Origin of the sequence: Rahnella perminowiae (assembly GCF_019049695.1) — a bacterium.
In the GTDB taxonomy this organism is placed as follows: domain Bacteria; phylum Pseudomonadota; class Gammaproteobacteria; order Enterobacterales; family Enterobacteriaceae; genus Rahnella; species Rahnella perminowiae.
In genome coordinates this window covers 224,621-241,594 of record NZ_JAFMOT010000185.1, presented here as the reverse complement: position 1 = coordinate 241,594, position 16,974 = coordinate 224,621, and the positions used below count along the sequence as shown (strand labels likewise).

Here is a 16,974-nt window from a genome sequence, read left to right as displayed (position 1 = left end):
GGCGCTTTTCCTGTGCTGACTCTGTGGTATTCTGCGGGTATTAATAACAAAAGTGGGATGTAGATCACATGGCAGGATCAAAGCGGGCATTAATGATATCCGTCATTATGCAGCGAATTTTGAACATATTCTTATTAGGACTGGCCGCAATCCTGATGATTTTTATCGGGCGTGAAACCTACCACTTAGCAATGGTGCTGTTCGTGAATAACGATCAGTCGTCCTCGTATCTGCTCATCGAGGGGATTGTGATTTACTTCCTCTATTTTGAGTTTATTGCCCTGATAATTAAATATTTTTCATCGGGCTATCATTTCCCTTTACGCTATTTTATTTACATCGGTATCACCGCGATCATCCGTTTGATCATCGTTGATCACAAAAGTCCTTACGACACATTGGTTTACGCCTGCGCCATCCTGGTGCTGGTTGTGACGCTGTTCCTGGCCAATGGCGAACGTCTGCGTCGCGAATAAATGAGGCAATTACTGCCTCGCATTCATACGCTAGAATGTGAGGCAGATAATTCATTGGAGGTATGAACACCTTCATTACGGAGCCATTGATGTCTGATTCCCATTCCACCGAAAAATCCCCGATCCACTGGTTTGACGATCCTTCGCAGGTGCCTGCGGATGTGGCTGACTGGCTGATGGAAATGGGATCCATGACCCGCCGGTTTGAAAAACAGGGTGTGACCGTCACCGTGAAACCGCAAAACGAATGTTTTGTCAGCCGCGAAGAACTGGGTGAAAGCGAGGCGCAGCAGTTGCCGGAAAGCGCCCGTTACTGGATCCGGGAAATCGTATTGTTTGGTGACGCACAACCGTGGCTGCTGGGGCGCACGGTCATTCCTGAAGAAACACTGACCGGGCCAGATCTGGCGCTGGTCGATTTAGGGACTGTGCCGCTGGGCCGCTACCTGTTCAGTGGCAATAATCTGTCCCGTGATTATATCCATCTGGGTCAATTACACAGTGAGCAGGGCGAGTTATGGGCACGCCGTTCCCGCCTGCGCTTGTCTGACAAGCCGCTGTTGTTGACCGAAATTTTCCTACCGGACTCACCGGTTCATCGTCCGCAAAGTCAGGCGGAGCAGGAATGAGTCAGACTAACCAAGCAGGAGAACAAAGAGTGTCAGGAAGTATGACTCAGGGCACATGGCGTGATTACTGCCGCCTGATGCGTATTGATAAGCCGATCGGCTCATTGTTGCTGTTGTGGCCAACGTTATGGGCACTGTGGGTAGCCGGTGGCGGAATGCCCTCTGCGAAGATTTTGCTGGTCTTCGTGCTGGGCGTGTTTTTCATGCGTGCCGCCGGTTGCGTAGTGAATGACTACGCCGATCGCAAATTTGATGGTCATGTAAAACGTACCGCTCAACGGCCATTGCCGAGCGGGGCGATCACTGGCAAGCAGGCGAAAATATTATTCGTCGGACTGGTGCTGGTGTCATTCCTGCTGGTTCTGCTGCTTAACCGCATGACCATTTTACTGTCTCTGGCCGGACTGGCGCTGGCATGGATTTACCCATTCATGAAGCGCGTCAGTCATCTGCCTCAGGTCGTTTTAGGCGCAGCGTTTGGCTGGGCTATCCCGATGGCTTATGCGGCGGTGAGCGAAAGTGTGCCGCTCAGTTGCTGGTTAATGTTCGTGGCAAATATCTGCTGGACGGTGGCTTACGATACGCAATACGCGATGGTCGATCGTGACGATGATGTGAAAATCGGCGTGAAATCGACAGCGATTCTGTTTGGTCGTTTTGACACGCTGATCATCGGCCTGCTGCAACTGGCAACGCTGGTGCTGATGGGCATTGTCGGTCATCTTTCCCAGCTCGGTGCACCGTTTTACTGGTCGCTGCTGCTGGCTGCTGCGCTGTTTGTACATCAGCAGAAGCTGATTGCCCAACGTGAACGTGATGCCTGTTTCCTGGCTTTCCGCCAGAACAATTATGTCGGGCTGGTGCTGTTCCTCGGCATTCTGATGAGCCTGTCAGGGTTCACGTTGTAAATATTCCTGAACTGATTCAACGCCCATAAAAAAACGCCCGGCCTCCGTAAAGAGTCCGGGCGTTTTTATGCAGCCAGCACTGGCTGGCGCTAATGGCGGTTAATGATTGGTATCGCGCACATCCAGCTTCGGCTCCGCCGGAGGCGCAGTCGGTTGCGGCAAATCAGACGGCATACCCGCACTCTCAATGGTCAGCTTGATGTCTGATGTCATCAGATCACTGAGCATGAGATAAATTTCACGTGTTTGTTCCTGAATGGCATCACCGCTGTCACTGATATAGCCTTCAGCGCGAAGTGTACCGACCAGCGTCGAGAAAACGGCTTTATCGAAGAATTCAGGGGCATTGATACCGTGCAGTACGGACAAACGCTGCGCCATAATCCGGCTCTCTTTTTCCAGCGCACCACGGTTGATACTTGGGTTATTGGTGAGCAGGGAGAAGGTAATCGCGTAGCGTTGCAGCGTTTCACGTACACCGGCCGCCAGCAGTTGCAGGGTACGGATCCGCGCCGGATTAAGGGTCAGTTCATCATCTTCAAGATGAATGATTTGCTGACGTGCCAGTTCCAGCGTCAAAACATCCAGTACCTGTGGCAGCTCAGACGTCTCGAAATGCATAAACAATTCGGCTTTGAGCATCGGATAAATCAGTTCGACCTGACGCAGTAATTCCGCGCGGCTGACCTGACGGTGATGCATCACAATGCTTGAAATCAGCGACGGCAACACCAGCATATGATGGATGTTGTTGCGGTAGTACGTCATCAGAACGGCCTGTTCGCGAGGCAGTACGATGATGTCGCCAATGTTGTCTTTCTCAACCTGGAACTTGTTCATGTTCAGCGCGTGATCGAGCAACTGATCGGCAGTCAGATCCGGCACCGTTGAATCCGCGTTGTAAGGTACGTTACGCAGTAATTGCAGGTAGCAGTCTATTTGCTCGGTCAGTTGTTCACGAGTCAGTGAACGCTGACGGGACGCCAGCAGCGCGGTACAACACAAGTTCATAGCATTGGCAGCCGCTGAATTGTTGATACGCACCATGATCTGTTCTGCTAAGTCCTGTACCGTTGGCGTCAGCCAGCTAGGACGTTGTGCTTCGATCGGGTCGATGGCTTCACGCCAGGTCGGCACATTCTGGTTCAGGTAAGTGGTCAGATGCAGCGGTTCACCAAAGTTCACATAACCCTGGCCGAGATTGCGCAGCTTGCGCAAGCCGTTAAGCATTTGCGTCAGGCTTTCTTTCTCTTTAGTCGCACCGCGCAATTCTTTGGCATAGGTGCCCACTTCCATGACGTGCTCATAACCGATGTAAATTGGCACCAGCGTGATCGGGCGTGAACCACCGCGCAACATGGCCTGAATAGTCATGGCCAGCGTACCGGTTTTCGGCTCCAGCAGGCGTCCGGTTCGCGAACGCCCCCCTTCCACAAAGTATTCCACCGAATAACCACGGCTGAATAGTTCGCCCAGATATTCACGGAACACCGTTGAATAGAGCTTGTTGCCTTTGAAGGTTCGACGAATAAAGAACGCACCCAGACGGCGGAAAATCGGGCCAGCTGGCCAGAAATTCAGGTTGATGCCAGCGGCAATATGCGGCGGTACCAGCCCCTGATGATAGAGCACGTAAGACAGAAGCAGATAGTCCATGTGGCTGCGGTGGCAGGGCACATACACAATTTCCTGACCGTCCAGCGCCAGCTGGCGTACACGCTCAGCATTATTAACATTGATGCCTTTGTACAAACGGTTCCACGTCCAGCTCAGTACGCGATCAGAGAGGCGCACGGCTTCATAAGAGAAGTCAGCGGCAATCTCTTCCATCAGGGCGATGGCATTTTGCTGGGCTTTTTCGTGGGAAATTTTCTTGCTGCGGGCTTCGTCTTCAATCGCTTTTTCAATGGCTTTTGAGGACAGCAATTTGTTGAACAAGTCCTGACGTGCCGGAAGACGTGGGCCAACGGCGGCCAGACGTTGACGGGAGAAGTGCATCCGCGCCACACGTGCCAGCTTTTGAGCAATGGTTTTATCTGTGCCGTGTTCCGTCGCCATATAACGCAGGGAAACAGTATTGGAGAAGCGGACAAAACTGTCCCGCCCCAGCCAAAGCACAGCGAAGAATTTCTGGATGCCGTTCAGTACGCGCAGATGTGGCGTGTCATCCTGACCTTCACGGCCCGGTGCCCGACCAAACATCACCGACACCGGCAACATCTGAATGTCTAAATCCGGGTTATTGCGGTGCAAATCAAGGTAGTCGTGGAACAGCTTTACGGATTCCTGCTTCGGCGTGTAATAAGAGAATACGCGCGGACCTTCAGCAATAAAGACATGGCTTGGCAGCAGGGTTCCGTCAATTTCCAGCGGAATAAGGGGATCAGGCAGATTCTGTGCCAGACATTGCGCACGCAACGTCAGCAAATCGGCTTTGGAATTATAGGGCAATACATACAAAATCGGCCGCGTCGGGTCTAAATGCAACTCGGTAACCGGATCTGAAGGTATGACCTTGCTCTTTACCAGCAATGAGAGCGGTAAATTCAATAATGTGTAATAAAGTCTACGCCAACCTGACATAAAAACGTGAAGCCTCTTGTTAGCCATTTCGCCGCAAGGATACCAGAAAGCTCAGATGAGATCTGTGGTGATGCAATACCCTTCTTATTTCAAGCCGCAGGGGTGTTGGCTTAAGACGTTCACCCGAATCACTTACTCATGTAAGCTCATCAGGATTCACTTCTTTACCGCCTTTCTGCACCCCGACTATTTGGGGTATAAAGTGCGGCAAATTCTCTAAGGATCAGTAAAAGAAATGGCTAACCAAGTCACTGGATTTACCCGAATTTATAAAGCAGCTGGCTATTCCTGGAAAGGGCTGAAAGCGGCATGGCAAAATGAAGCGGCCTTTCGCCAGGAAGCCAGCGTCGCTATTCCGTTAATTTTGTTATCTTTTTGGTTTGATGTCAGCCCCGTAGAACGCATTCTGCTGGTGGGATCCGTTGTTTTGGTCTGTGTCACTGAACTGCTCAACAGCGCGGTGGAATGCGCGATAGACCGTATCGGATCTGAGTTTCACGTACTTTCAGGCCGTGCAAAAGATATCGGCTCGGCTGCCGTACTTCTGACCATCATATTGGCGTTTTTTGTCTGGGTCAGCATCTTTTGGCCACGATGGTTCTGATTTGGAATCTGCATTCCAGGAATCAACGTTATGCCCTGTTTTTATTCAATCTTAGGTTTTCATTGATCGTTTAGCTGTATATACTCACAGCAAGACTGTATAAACAACCAGGGGGCGGAATGAAAGCTTTAACGACCAGACAACAAGAGGTCTACGACCTTATTCGCGATCATATCTCCACCACCGGTATGCCACCCACCCGCGCAGAGATTGCATCACGTCTGGGGTTCCGTTCCCCCAATGCGGCGGAAGAGCATCTCAAAGCGCTGGCGCGTAAGGGTGTTATTGAGATTGTTTCCGGCGCATCACGCGGCATTCGTTTGCTGATGGAAGAAGAAGAGGGTTTACCGCTGATCGGCCGGGTTGCTGCCGGTGAGCCGTTGCTGGCCCAGCAACATATTGAAGGACACTATCAGGTCGATCCGGCCATGTTTAAGCCGAGTGCCGATTTCCTGCTGCGTGTCAGCGGTATGTCGATGCGTGATATCGGTATTCTTGATGGCGATCTGTTGGCTGTACATAAAACGCAAGACGTGCGTAATGGACAGGTTGTCGTGGCCCGTATAGACGATGAAGTCACCGTGAAACGTCTGAAAAAACAGGGCAGTGTGGTGCAGTTATTGCCTGAAAACAGCGATTTCCAGCCGATCGTGGTTGATTTACGTGAGCAGAATTTCAGCATTGAAGGGTTGGCCGTAGGCGTCATCCGCAACGGTGACTGGATCTGACCTTCGTACTTCGGGCTGCAGATGCGTTGGCTGCGTGCGTTCACCCGAATCACTGACTCCTGTCAGCTCATCGGGATTTTTTTACTTGCCGCCTTCCTGCAACTCGAATGACTCGGTCAGATATTACTGGGTCAAATTCTTGATCCCAATGGTCATATTGTTGATTTGCGGGTTCGTTAGCCGCCTCTGACATACCGCTAAGCTTTAACGTTTCATCTCGTCGCCCCTTCCGGGGCGATGTCACTTACAGGCATAACCTGAACCTCCGGCATGAGATTCTCTATGCAACATCATTCCCTGCGACAAACACTCAAAAACACCTTTTTAAGCCCCGCCGATAAGGCGCTCTGGAGGCTGGCATTGCCGATGATTTTTTCAAATATCACGGTGCCTCTTCTCGGGCTTGTGGATACGGCGGTGATCGGTCATCTCGACAGCCCGGATTATCTCGGCGGAGTGGCTGTGGGTTCGATGATCACGACTTTCCTCTTTATGCTCTTACTTTTTTTACGGATGAGTACCACCGGCATGACCGCTCAGGCGCTGGGCGCGAATGATAACCGGTTGCTGGCGCGCGCTTTCGTACAACCCTTTCTGCTGGCCGTATTGTCTGGTCTCACCATAGTGTTGTTCCGGCACCCCCTGATGGAACAGGCGTTTCATATCGTCGGGGGCAGCCAACCGGTGCTTGAACAGGCGAGGCTGTTTATCGAAATTCGCTGGTTCAGTGCCCCGGCTTCACTGGCGAATCTGGTGATCCTTGGCTGGCTGTTGGGCATTCAGTATGTTCGCGGGCCGGTGATTTTGCTGATTGCCGGGAATCTGCTGAATATCATTCTGGATCTGTGGCTGGTGATGGGGCTGGGCTGGAATGTGCGTGGTGCTGCCATGGCGACGGCAAGTTCCGAGTATTTCACGCTATTTATCGGGCTGTACTTTGTCTGGCGGGTGATGAAGCAACGGGGTATAACCGGCGCACAAATCACCTCGGCCTGGCGTGGTAACCTGCGCCGTCTGCTGGGGCTTAACCGCGACATTATGTTGCGTTCACTTCTGCTTCAGCTTTGCTTTGCCTCACTGACCGTTCTCGGCGCACGGCTTGGCAGCCACATCGTGGCGGTGAATGCGGTGCTGATGAACCTGCTGACCTTCACCGCTTTTGCGCTGGACGGTTTTGCCTATGCTATCGAAGCGCATTCCGGTGAAGCATTCGGTGCCCGGAATCGCCAGAAATTGCTGGATGTCTGGCATGCCGCGTGCCGTCAGGCCGGGCTGGTTGCCCTGATTTTTGCCCTGATTTATGCGCTTGCAGGCGGGGCGATCATTGATGCGCTGACGTCACTACCTGAGTTACGCGAACTGGCGGACCATTATCTGGGCTGGCAAATCATCCTGCCGCTGGTAGCTGTCTGGTGTTATTTACTGGATGGCATGTTTATCGGTGCCACGCGCGGGCGGGATATGCGTAACAGTATGGTCGTGGCGGCGATAGGATACGGGCTGACGCTTTTCAGCTTACCGCTGTTGGGCAACCATGCCTTGTGGCTGGCATTGACGGTTTTCCTGGGGATGCGGGGATTATCCCTTGGCTGGATTTGGCGCCGTTACTGGCGGCACGACACCTGGTTTTCGCTTCATGCGGACTGATTTGTATGCTTTTCAAAGGAATAAACCCCGCCCTGGCGTTATTTCCTGCTTTGGATTAATCCTAATAACGGGTTTTATCTCTGTTTCAGGAGGATTAATCGAGATTCTCTACTAACCTTTAAAGTGTTAAGGACGAACTGCAAGCCAGAAATGCAGTTCACAAAACCCAAGGTAACAGGAGATATTATTATGAATAAGGATCAAGCCGACGGTAATTGGAAACAGTTCAAAGGGAAAGTGAAAGAACAATGGGGTAAATTGACTGATGATGACCTGACAGTGGTTGAAGGTAAACGTGATCAGTTAGTGGGTAAAATTCAGGAGCGCTATGGCTATCAGAAAGATCAGGCCGAGAAAGAGCTCAATGAATGGGAAACCAAAAATAAATATCACTGGTAACATGCGACTCCCCCTCGCATATCAGTGACGTATCCTGAAAAATGCTGCTCCTACCCGGAACAATTCAGGATACGGGTACACGGAAGTACCCAACCTTTGCATTTCATCTTCCCGCAGTCTTTCAGTTCCTCTGCCGTAACACCTTCATCTCTCAGCGTTTTTTCACCACTATACTGTGGTCGTGATCACACCGGTCATGGCTGTCACAGGTTTCCACTACTTTACATTCTGCACATAATCCATGCGCTTCCACCACAGAATGGCGAAGATCAAAGCCGGATTCCATTGCCAGTTTTGCCAGGCGCTCTTCAATGCCATCGGTGGTTTTTTCGGTGACCAGCCCACAGCGGTCACAGATAAACAGCGCAGAAGTATGGCTTGGCTCTTCAAAATGATGGCAGAGAACATAACTATTTGCAGATTCAACGCGGTGAATAAACCCCTGTTCCAGCAGAAAATCCAGCGCCCGGTAAACCGTTGGCGGTTTCGCCTGAGGTTCGCTCACACGCAACAGATCCAGCAAATCATAGGCGCTGATCGCACCGGGTTGTTGCGTCATCAGACGCAGTACTTCCAGCCGCTGCGGGGTCAGGCGAACATTGCGCTGCTGGCAAAGCTCTTCAGCTTGTGAAAGTAATTTTTCCGGGTTATTCAGGGTCATGGCAACGGTCTCTGAGCGCAGATTGGAATAAATAGGCCACATCATGCGACCCGTGATGATTTTACCATGCTTGCACCAAAACGACGAATTATGCGCCATTCAACCTGCCATCGCGTCCAGCGCCTTTTCCACATACAGATATCCGATACCCATAATCTGCTGCTCCCGGCTCAGTATTCCCGGTGCAATATGCGTCGCCTGAGTTTTGACGTGATCGATACGATCAAAGGGATTGAGGCCGCTTTGTCCGCAGACGGTTTTCAGCCAGGCATCGCCAAAACCACAACTGCGGCCATAAAGATAAATGTGATTGATATTCAGAATGTTGAGAAAGTTATACAGACTCAGCCCCAGCGCGCGGGCACCTTCCATAACCTGCTCGCAAATGGCACTTTCACCCCGATGATAGCGGTCGATCAGTTCCTGTGTTGAAGGCGTTCTCCTTGCCGGATCCGCAGGCTCAAGCTGACGGGCCTTTTTCTTTAATGCTGACAATGAGGCCAGCGTTTCGAGGCAACCATATCGTCCGCAGGCGCACCGGTCGCCTTGGGGATCAATGATGGTATGGCCGATTTGTCCGCTGCCAAACAGATTACCGCGATAAATTTGCTGGTTAATCACGAAGGAAGAACCGATGCCGTAATCGACATTAATTACACAAAAATCCTGATGATAATTAATGCCTTGCCATTTCTCCGCCAGCGCCAGCATGATGCAGTCATTGTCCATCAGGATGTCAGTTTGCAACTTTTCTTCCAGAAGATACTTAATCTCAATTTCACCGGTCCAGGGTGCCTGCGGCATCCGCTGTGATACGCCGGTAGTCGGATTAACCTGCCCGTGGATCGCCAGTGCCAGCCGGATTTTCAGTCCGGGATAGCTTTTTTTGTACTGATGAAAGCAGGCTTCGATTTGCGTCAGCAGTGCATCCGGCGTTCTGACCGAAATCTCCGTCATTTGATAGTCACTCAGCGGTAAAACGAGTCTGCTGACCAGAATACTTTCGATGCGGTAAGGCGTGATATTCAGGCACAGCACGGCGCTGCCGTCGGTGGCTATCTGGTAACTTCCGCCGCCCAGCCCGCGCGAGTGTAAATTGACCGGACTGTGGATGATTAAGCCATCATTTTGCAGATCGTCGAGGATCTTACTGACGGCCGGGATCGACAGACGGGAAAGCCTGGCCAGCGTGGATTTACTGGCATTTTTCTCGCGATATAGCAACGTCATCAGCACCTGCTTGTTGAACTGACGCAGCCGCAGATTATTCAATCCGGTTACCGACATTTACTAAACCCCGTTTACTGAATTGCGTGACCGTAGCAAATCCTCCCTGTCAGTACGCTGCGTAGAATCTCGAAATTGATATTTCGATCCAGCGCACTGAGGGGAAATCATGAGCACAGCGGTAAAAGTCTGGCAGGAAGCGATCGAGCTCCCGACCTGGCTGACAGGAAAACAGGACACGCACCCGATGTTTCTGGCACACCGGGTTTATCAGGGGTCTTCCGGTGCGGTATATCCGTACGGCGTGACGGATACGCTGACCGGTGAGAAGGTTATGAAAACCTATCAGGCGCTGTATCTGGAAAATGATTTTCTTAAAATCATGCTGCTACCGGAGCTGGGTGGTCGTGTCCACCGAGCCTGGGACAAAATAAAACACCGTGATTTTGTCTATTACAACGAAGTGGTGAAACCCGCGCTGGTCGGTTTACTGGGGCCGTGGATTTCCGGGGGTATCGAATTTAACTGGCCGCAGCATCACCGTCCGACCACTTTTATGCCGGTGGATTTCACTCTTCAGGCGCACGATAACGGTGCTCAAACCGTGTGGATGGGCGAAGTGGAACCGATGCGCGGCTTGCAGGTAATGACCGGTTTCACCCTTTATCCCGATAAAGCGCTGCTGGAAATCAGCGCCAAAATTTACAACGGCAATCCGACGCCGCGTCATTTCCTGTGGTGGGCTAATCCGGCAGTTACCGGCGGAGGTGGCCATCAGAGCGTATTTCCGCCGGATGTCACCGCCGTTTTCGATCACGGTAAACGGGACGTTTCTTCCTTCCCGATAGCCACCGGCACCTATTATAAGGTGGACTACTCGGCGGGCGTGGATATCTCGCGCTATAAAAACATTCCCGTTCCGACGTCCTACATGGCCGACAAATCTGACTATGACTTCGTGGGCGCGTATGACCACGACCAGCAGGGCGGATTACTGCACATCGCTGACCATCATGTATCGCCGGGTAAAAAGCAGTGGACGTGGGGGAACTGCGATTTCGGTCGTGCGTGGGATCGTAATCTGACCGATAACAACGGGCCTTATATTGAGCTGATGACCGGCGTATTCACCGATAATCAGCCGGATTTCACCTGGCTGGATGCATTTGAGGAGAAGTGTTTCGTTCAGAACTTCCTGCCTTACAGTGCCCTGGGTACGGTGCAGAATGCCTCCGGGCAGGCGGTGATTAAACTTGAGCGTCACGGGCCAAAACTGGCGTGGGGCATTTATGCGGTCAGTCCGTTGCAAGGCGCGAAAATCAGGATCAGTTCTGAAGATGGCACGCAAATTCTGCTGGAAAAGGACATGACTTTGCAGCCTGGAGACGTGGTTCAGGGCGAACTGAGTGGCGAATTCCCATCGCGCCTTCAGCTGCGCTTGCTGAATGAACAGGGGCAAGAGCTGTTGTCCTATCTGGAGCATCAGGCCAGTGAGACGCCGTTACCGTCGCCTGCCAGCGCGCCCTTGCCCGCGCAGGACATCACTTCGGCAGATGAGGCCTGGTTTATCGGTCAGCATCTTGAGCAATACAACCATGCCAGTCAGGAGGCTGTGAATTATTACCGGCGTGGTGTGGAACTGGATGCGCTGGATTATCGCTGCAATCTGGCGCTGGCAACACTCAGCTACAATCAGGCTAATTTTACTCAGGCCCTGGCTTTTGCTGATGTGGCGCTGAGCCGGGCACACAGGCTGAATAAGAATCCGCAATGCGGGCTGGCGAGTCTCGTTCGTGCGAACGCGCTTGAGGAGACCGGTGATTTTGACGCGGCTTTTGACAGCTATTACCGCGCCGTCTGGAGCGGCAACGCTAAATCCGGGGGCTACTTCGGGCTGACACGGATAGCCATCCGCCGTGAGCAGTATCCGCAGGCGCTGAGTTTCTGTGAGCAGGGGCTGGCGACGCAGGCGAATCATTACGGCCTGATAGGACTGAAAGCCACGCTGCTGTGTCTGCTAGGTCAGGACGCCGAGACGTATATCGAAGCACATTTAACACGTTACCCGCTGCATTACCTTCTGCACTTTCTGCGTTATCACCTTTCGCCTGATGCGAAATCGGCAGCGCAATTGCGCGATGTCACCGGCCGGCGTGGCGAAAACGCCATGAATATCGCCATTCAGCTGACCGGTTGCGGACTGGATGCGCTGGCACTCGAAGCGCTGGACGTGCTGAAAAGTCAGGAAACGTTACCGCTGTATTTGCAAGCTTCCCTGCAAAAAGAAGGGCGCGAGGCATTGTGTCTGGCAGCGCGAAATGCTTTCCCGCAGCATGTTCGTTTCCCGCAATGGCTGGCGGAAGTTCGCATGCTTGAGGCTTTCCCTGATGACGCATTTGCCTTGCATTTACTGGCGTCTTTCCATTACAGCAAAGGTAATACACAAACGGCGGTGGCCTGCTGGCAGCGTTGTCTGGTGCTGGAACCGGACTTTGCGGATGCATGGCGCGGACTGGGAATTGATGCGTGGAACCGTCAGCAAGATAGTGCAAAAGCGCACCACTGTCTGGAAGAGGCGTGCCGTTTACAGCCACAGGATGCGCGGCTGTTATTTGAATCTGATCTGCTTAACCGCCTGACCGGCGTTGCGCCGCAAATCCGTCTGGCGCGGTTGGAAAAAGTGTTGTCCGTCGCCACACAGCGTGACGATCTGATCGCTGAACTTCTCAGTTTATATAACCAGTGCGGACAGTTACAGGCAGCACGGGCACTGCTGGCTGACCGGAAATTCCATCCATGGGAAGGCGGTGAAGGGCGCATCACCGGTCAGTATCTGCTGAATAAACAGTTGCTGGCGTTTGAATATCTCAGTGCAGGAGATGTGGTTGCCGCGCAGACGCAGCTGTTATCCGCGCTGGAATATCCGCAAAACCTCAGCGAAGGACGGCTGGTCGGGCAAACGGATAACGATATCTGCTTCTGGCTGGGTATTTGTGCGCAAAAACTTCAGCAGCATAAACAGGCGCAGACTTGGTTTGAGCGTGCGGCGGCGGGCGACAAAGGGATTGGCGAGCGGCGCTATTACAATGATCAGCCGGTAGATTATTTGTTCTATCAGGGTATGGCACTGCGCAAACTTAATGATATAGAGCAAAGCCGTCAGGTCTTCAGGCACATGCTGGAATGGGCGGAGAGCACAGCGGACCAGCCTGTTCAGGCTGATTTCTTCGCGGTGTCATTGCCGGATTTAGTCGTGCTTACCAGCGATCGTCAGAAAGAGCATCGTATTCATTGTCTGCTGGTGAAAGCGCTGGCCCTGCGTGGTCTGGAAAACGAGGCTTACGCTGATGTGTTACAGCAAATCTTTGCGCTGGATCCTTCCTGTGCCAAAGCACATCTCTTTTCACAATTACCGGATTGCTGAGTGAAGGAGAAGAGAAAAATGGCTCTGTATTCTCTGGAAAATCATAGGCTTGCATTGACTGTGTCGCCATGCGGCGGCACTATCCTGCAACTGCTGGCAAAGCGGGCGGATGACAATATCCCTCTGCTGCGCCCGTCAGTACTGAGTGAGGATACCCCAGCCGCAGAGTCGGCCTGTTTTCCTCTTCTTCCCTTTGGTAACCGTCTGAAAGGCAACGCTTTTGATTTTGAAGGCCGCCATTACACTCTGCCGCCCAACACCGGGGACGCGCATTATCTGCATGGCGATGGCTGGCTGGGAAACTGGCAATGCGTTTTCCAGAGTGAGGTCGCGCTGACGCTGGCGTTTACGCATCGCAGCGACAGTTACTGCTATCGGGCGGAGCAGCATTTTTCTTTGCATGATAACCGGCTGGATATCAGCTTATGTATCACCAATCAGGGGGCTGATCCCCTGCCTTTCGGGCTGGGGTGGCACCCGTTTTTCCCGCTCAGCGAAACCACCCGTCTTCAGGCAAAAGCGTCCGGTTACTGGCAGGAAGACGCGCAGTGGCTGGCGGGCAAACACCATAACAAGCTGCCTGCCGGTCTGGATTTCTGCACGCCTCAGCCCCTTCCCCGCCACTGGGTGAATAACGGTTTTTCCGGCTGGGATGGCAAGGCAGAGATTGTCTGGCCAGAATCCGGCCATACGCTGCGGCTGACCACGTCTCCGGACTGCCCGGTGTTCTTCCTGTTTATATCCGACAGCCGTTTTGACCCCGGTTGTCAGCATGATTTCTTCTGTTTTGAACCCATGACCCATGCGGCAAACGATCATCATTTGCCGCACGGGGGCTCGCTGCGGGTGTTATCTCCCGGCGAATCTCTGACACAGCAAATGTCGCTGCACAGTGCGACGATTAACATCCCGGAATGAGGAATGCTTATGTCTGACTCAAAAGCTTTGAATATGCCCTACGTGTGGATGATTTGTCTGGTGGCTGCCTGCGGCGGCTTATTGTTTGGCTATGACTGGGTGGTGATCGGCGGCGCAAAACCTTTCTACGAGGCGTATTTCGGCATCACCGATGCGGCAATGTCTGGCTGGGCCATGAGCTCCGCGCTGCTGGGTTGTGTTCTGGGCGCGGCAGGTTCGGGCTCACTTTCGGACCGGTACGGACGTCGCCTGCCTCTGATTATCGCTGCCGTTCTGTTCACTGCATCAGGTGTCGGTACGGCACTGGCATTCAGCTTTAACAGCTTTGTGTTCTGGCGAATTGTGGGCGGTGTTGGGATTGGCCTGGCTTCCGCGCTGGCCCCGGTTTACATCGCAGAAATCAGTCCGGCAGAAAAGCGCGGGCGCTTTGTGGCCGTGAATCAGCTGACAATTGTGCTGGGGGTGCTGGCCGCACAGCTTATTAATCTGATGATAGCCGAACCGGTCGCCTCTGCCGCTGTGCAGGCGGACATTTTACAGAGCTGGAACGGTCAGACCGGCTGGCGTTATATGTTTGGTGCTGAAGCTATCCCGGCCGCCATCTTCCTGATCCTGATGTTTGTGGTACCGGAATCCCCGCGCTGGCTGGCGAAAGCTAACCGTTATCCGCAGGCCGAAAAAGTTCTGCAACGGATCGGTTCCGTGGAATATGCCCGCGTTACGCTGGCGGATATCCGCCGGTCACTGGGCTCGGAAAACCAGAAAGTGCCGTTTTCCACGCTGTGGGAACCGCGCGTCAGGCCGGTCATTCTGATGGGGATTGTGCTGGCAATTTTCCAGCAATGGTGCGGCATCAACGTGATATTCAACTATGCACAGGAAATTTTTGCCTCGGCGGGATTTGACATCAACGATACGCTGAAATCGATTGTCGCCACCGGCCTCATCAACCTTATTTTCACTTTACTGGCACTGCCGCTGGTGGACAGAATCGGCCGCCGTCGCCTGATGCAACTGGGGTCTGCGGGGCTGACCGTCATTTATATTTTGATCGGACTGTCTTATTCGTTTGGTGTCACGGGGTTACCGGTGTTACTGCTGGTGCTGGTGGCTATCGCCATTTATGCCATGACGCTGGCACCGGTGACCTGGGTATTGCTGTCTGAAATTTTCCCTAACCGGGTGCGTGGTAACGCGATGGCGGTGGGCACGCTGGCATTGTGGATCGCCTGTTTCCTGCTGACTTACACCTTCCCGCTGATGAACGCAGCGTTGGGTGCGGCGGGCAGTTTCTTCATCTACGCTGTTATCTGTCTGGCGGGTTGGATTTTCATCCAGTGCAACGTGCCGGAAACGCGCGGGGTGACGCTTGAAGCACTGGAGCAGCGTCTCAGCCGTACCGACGCCGAGCGAAAAGCTGAAAAAGCGGCGATGTCCGAAAGCCACTAAACCCCATACGATGCCGAATCTTTGTTCTGTGGTATAATCAGCGATTAACTTCCCTCTGGCGTTGCGCCGGAGGGAGCACCACGAACCCCTTCAGCGAATGTCAGGCCGATGTCAGAAACTCAACACGCAATGCCCCAGCCCACCTCTTTTTCCGCCCAGCGTTTTTCCGTTGCGCCGATGCTCGACTGGACCGATCGCCACTGTCGCCATTTTCACAGGCTGTTGACCGGTCAGACGTTGCTGTATACCGAAATGGTGACCACCGGTGCCATTATTCACGGCAAAGGGGATTATCTGGGGTTTGGTGAAGAAGAACATCCGGTTTCATTGCAGCTTGGCGGCAGCAACCCGGCCGATCTGGCGTATTGCGCGAATCTGGCGCAAGAGCGTGGTTATGATGAAATTAACCTGAATGTTGGCTGCCCGTCTGATCGTGTGCAGAACGGCATGTTTGGTGCCTGTCTGATGGGGCAGGCATCGCTGGTCGCCGACTGCATTAAAGCGATGCGCGATGTCGTCTCGGTTCCGGTTACGGTCAAAACCCGTATCGGCATTGACGATCAGGACAGCTACGAATTCTTGTGTGATTTTATCCGTCAGGTCTCTGAAAACGGCGGTTGCGATACTTTCATTATTCATGCGCGTAAAGCCTGGCTTTCCGGCCTCAGTCCGAAAGAAAACCGTGAAATTCCGCCGCTGGATTATCCGCGTGTGTATCAGCTCAAGCGTGATTTCCCGCACCTGACCATGGCCATTAACGGCGGCATCAAAACCCTCGAAGAAGCTAAAACGCATCTGCAACATATGGATGGCGTGATGGTCGGTCGCGAGGCTTACCAGAATCCGGGTATGTTGCTGAACGTTGATCGTGAATTATTCGGCTCTGATGCACCGCTAAAAACCGGGCCGGATATTATCCGCGCGCTGTATCCGTATATCGAAGCGGAACTGAGCAAAGGCACTTACCTCGGCCACATCACCCGTCATATTCTCGGCCTGTTTCAGGGGGTGCCGGGAGCGCGTCAGTTCCGTCGCCATCTTAGCGAGAATGCACATAAAGCGGGTGCGGGCATCGATGTGGTCGAACAGGCGCTGCAAATGGTTGCTCAGCAGCAAGTGACAGCGCAGGCCTGAAAACAGGTGGGTAAAATCACTATTTATTAGTCAAATTTACTATATTTTCGCAGGCTGTACGTGCCTGCGGAGATTTTTTCCGTTATTATTCAACAGATTATTTACCCTCTCATACTGGCACGTTTCTTGTAATGGCTAATACGTGTTTGGACGCTACGTCTTATTGCACATGGCTTATTAAGGAGCA

General features: G+C 52.8%; 14 protein-coding genes. 11 read left to right on the top strand and 3 right to left on the bottom strand.

The annotated features are described in order from the left end of the window. Nucleotides 1–68 precede the first annotated feature (68 nt). From psiE to ubiA, 3 genes are all read left to right on the top strand, one after another. A complete protein-coding gene (psiE, locus tag J1781_RS20405; protein ID WP_129954837.1) occupies nt 69–476 on the top strand; it encodes a phosphate-starvation-inducible protein PsiE in 408 nt (135 codons plus the stop codon). 89 nt (nt 477–565) lie between these two features. Continuing rightward, complete coding sequence (ubiC, locus tag J1781_RS20400) at nt 566–1,105, top strand: chorismate lyase (protein ID WP_129954836.1); 540 nt, start codon at nt 566–568, stop codon at nt 1,103–1,105. Between the two features lie 41 nt (nt 1,106–1,146). Next, entirely contained in the window at nt 1,147–2,013 is an 867-nt protein-coding gene (ubiA, locus tag J1781_RS20395) for a 4-hydroxybenzoate octaprenyltransferase (protein WP_217234118.1), read from the top strand. A gap of 99 nt (nt 2,014–2,112) precedes the next feature. On the opposite strand, the gene plsB is transcribed toward ubiA, so the two are convergent. Continuing rightward, nucleotides 2,113–4,596 (bottom strand): glycerol-3-phosphate 1-O-acyltransferase PlsB, encoded by a 2,484-nt coding sequence (gene plsB, locus J1781_RS20390; protein ID WP_129954834.1) that lies wholly within the window; start codon nt 4,594–4,596, stop codon nt 2,113–2,115. A gap of 235 nt (nt 4,597–4,831) precedes the next feature. Between plsB and J1781_RS20385 the strand changes: the two genes are divergently transcribed. The 4 genes from J1781_RS20385 to J1781_RS20370 all read left to right on the top strand — a co-directional run bounded on the left by J1781_RS20385 (nt 4,832) and on the right by J1781_RS20370 (nt 7,974). Next, entirely contained in the window at nt 4,832–5,200 is a 369-nt protein-coding gene (locus tag J1781_RS20385; protein WP_129954833.1) for a diacylglycerol kinase, read from the top strand. Nucleotides 5,201–5,319: 119 nt separating this feature from the next. Next, a complete protein-coding gene (lexA, locus tag J1781_RS20380) occupies nt 5,320–5,928 on the top strand; it encodes a transcriptional repressor LexA (protein ID WP_129954832.1) in 609 nt (202 codons plus the stop codon). A 282-nt stretch (nt 5,929–6,210) separates the two neighbouring features. Next, the gene (gene dinF, locus J1781_RS20375; protein WP_217158762.1) at nt 6,211–7,575 is read left to right on the top strand and encodes an MATE family efflux transporter DinF; all 1,365 of its coding nucleotides are present in this window, start codon (nt 6,211–6,213) and stop codon (nt 7,573–7,575) included. Between the two features lie 189 nt (nt 7,576–7,764). Continuing rightward, complete coding sequence (locus J1781_RS20370) at nt 7,765–7,974, top strand: CsbD family protein (protein WP_013577368.1); 210 nt, start codon at nt 7,765–7,767, stop codon at nt 7,972–7,974. A 151-nt stretch (nt 7,975–8,125) separates the two neighbouring features. On the opposite strand, the gene zur is transcribed toward J1781_RS20370, so the two are convergent. Together zur and J1781_RS20360 are read right to left on the bottom strand one after the other, a co-directional pair. Then, nucleotides 8,126–8,635, bottom strand: coding sequence for a zinc uptake transcriptional repressor Zur (gene zur, locus J1781_RS20365; protein WP_129954862.1), 510 nt, complete (start codon nt 8,633–8,635; stop codon nt 8,126–8,128). Between the two features lie 99 nt (nt 8,636–8,734). Continuing rightward, entirely contained in the window at nt 8,735–9,922 is a 1,188-nt protein-coding gene (locus J1781_RS20360; protein WP_129991934.1) for an ROK family transcriptional regulator, read from the bottom strand. Nucleotides 9,923–10,031: 109 nt separating this feature from the next. Here J1781_RS20360 and J1781_RS20355 point away from each other — a divergent pair, with 109 nt between their 5' ends. From J1781_RS20355 to dusA, 4 genes are all read left to right on the top strand, one after another. Beyond that, a complete protein-coding gene (locus J1781_RS20355; RefSeq protein ID WP_217234106.1) occupies nt 10,032–13,286 on the top strand; it encodes a DUF5107 domain-containing protein in 3,255 nt (1,084 codons plus the stop codon). 18 nt (nt 13,287–13,304) lie between these two features. Beyond that, nucleotides 13,305–14,204, top strand: a complete 900-nt coding sequence (locus J1781_RS20350) for an aldose 1-epimerase (protein WP_217234104.1) — start codon at nt 13,305–13,307, stop codon at nt 14,202–14,204. A 9-nt stretch (nt 14,205–14,213) separates the two neighbouring features. Next, nucleotides 14,214–15,653: a sugar porter family MFS transporter gene (locus J1781_RS20345; RefSeq protein WP_129954827.1), complete on the top strand. Its 1,440-nt coding sequence runs from the start codon at nt 14,214–14,216 to the stop codon at nt 15,651–15,653. A 129-nt stretch (nt 15,654–15,782) separates the two neighbouring features. Then, nucleotides 15,783–16,787, top strand: coding sequence for a tRNA dihydrouridine(20/20a) synthase DusA (dusA, locus tag J1781_RS20340; protein WP_217234102.1), 1,005 nt, complete (start codon nt 15,783–15,785; stop codon nt 16,785–16,787). Nucleotides 16,788–16,974 lie beyond the last annotated feature (187 nt).

What these genes read in the sequence shown, in the direction of transcription:
- ubiC (WP_129954836.1), top strand. Translation starts at nt 566, where the DNA reads ATGTCTGATTCCCATTCCACCGAAAAATCCCCGATCCACTGGTTTGAC.
- J1781_RS20345 (WP_129954827.1), top strand. Translation starts at nt 14,214, where the DNA reads ATGTCTGACTCAAAAGCTTTGAATATGCCCTACGTGTGGATGATTTGT.
- plsB (WP_129954834.1), bottom strand. Translation starts at nt 4,596, where the DNA reads ATGTCAGGTTGGCGTAGACTTTATTACACATTATTGAATTTACCGCTC.
- ubiA (WP_217234118.1), top strand. Translation starts at nt 1,147, where the DNA reads ATGACTCAGGGCACATGGCGTGATTACTGCCGCCTGATGCGTATTGAT.
- dusA (WP_217234102.1), top strand. Translation starts at nt 15,783, where the DNA reads ATGCCCCAGCCCACCTCTTTTTCCGCCCAGCGTTTTTCCGTTGCGCCG.
- dinF (WP_217158762.1), top strand. Translation starts at nt 6,211, where the DNA reads ATGCAACATCATTCCCTGCGACAAACACTCAAAAACACCTTTTTAAGC.
- zur (WP_129954862.1), bottom strand. Translation starts at nt 8,635, where the DNA reads ATGACCCTGAATAACCCGGAAAAATTACTTTCACAAGCTGAAGAGCTT.
- J1781_RS20360 (WP_129991934.1), bottom strand. Translation starts at nt 9,922, where the DNA reads ATGTCGGTAACCGGATTGAATAATCTGCGGCTGCGTCAGTTCAACAAG.
- J1781_RS20355 (WP_217234106.1), top strand. Translation starts at nt 10,032, where the DNA reads ATGAGCACAGCGGTAAAAGTCTGGCAGGAAGCGATCGAGCTCCCGACC.
- J1781_RS20385 (WP_129954833.1), top strand. Translation starts at nt 4,832, where the DNA reads ATGGCTAACCAAGTCACTGGATTTACCCGAATTTATAAAGCAGCTGGC.
- J1781_RS20350 (WP_217234104.1), top strand. Translation starts at nt 13,305, where the DNA reads ATGGCTCTGTATTCTCTGGAAAATCATAGGCTTGCATTGACTGTGTCG.
- psiE (WP_129954837.1), top strand. Translation starts at nt 69, where the DNA reads ATGGCAGGATCAAAGCGGGCATTAATGATATCCGTCATTATGCAGCGA.
- J1781_RS20370 (WP_013577368.1), top strand. Translation starts at nt 7,765, where the DNA reads ATGAATAAGGATCAAGCCGACGGTAATTGGAAACAGTTCAAAGGGAAA.
- lexA (WP_129954832.1), top strand. Translation starts at nt 5,320, where the DNA reads ATGAAAGCTTTAACGACCAGACAACAAGAGGTCTACGACCTTATTCGC.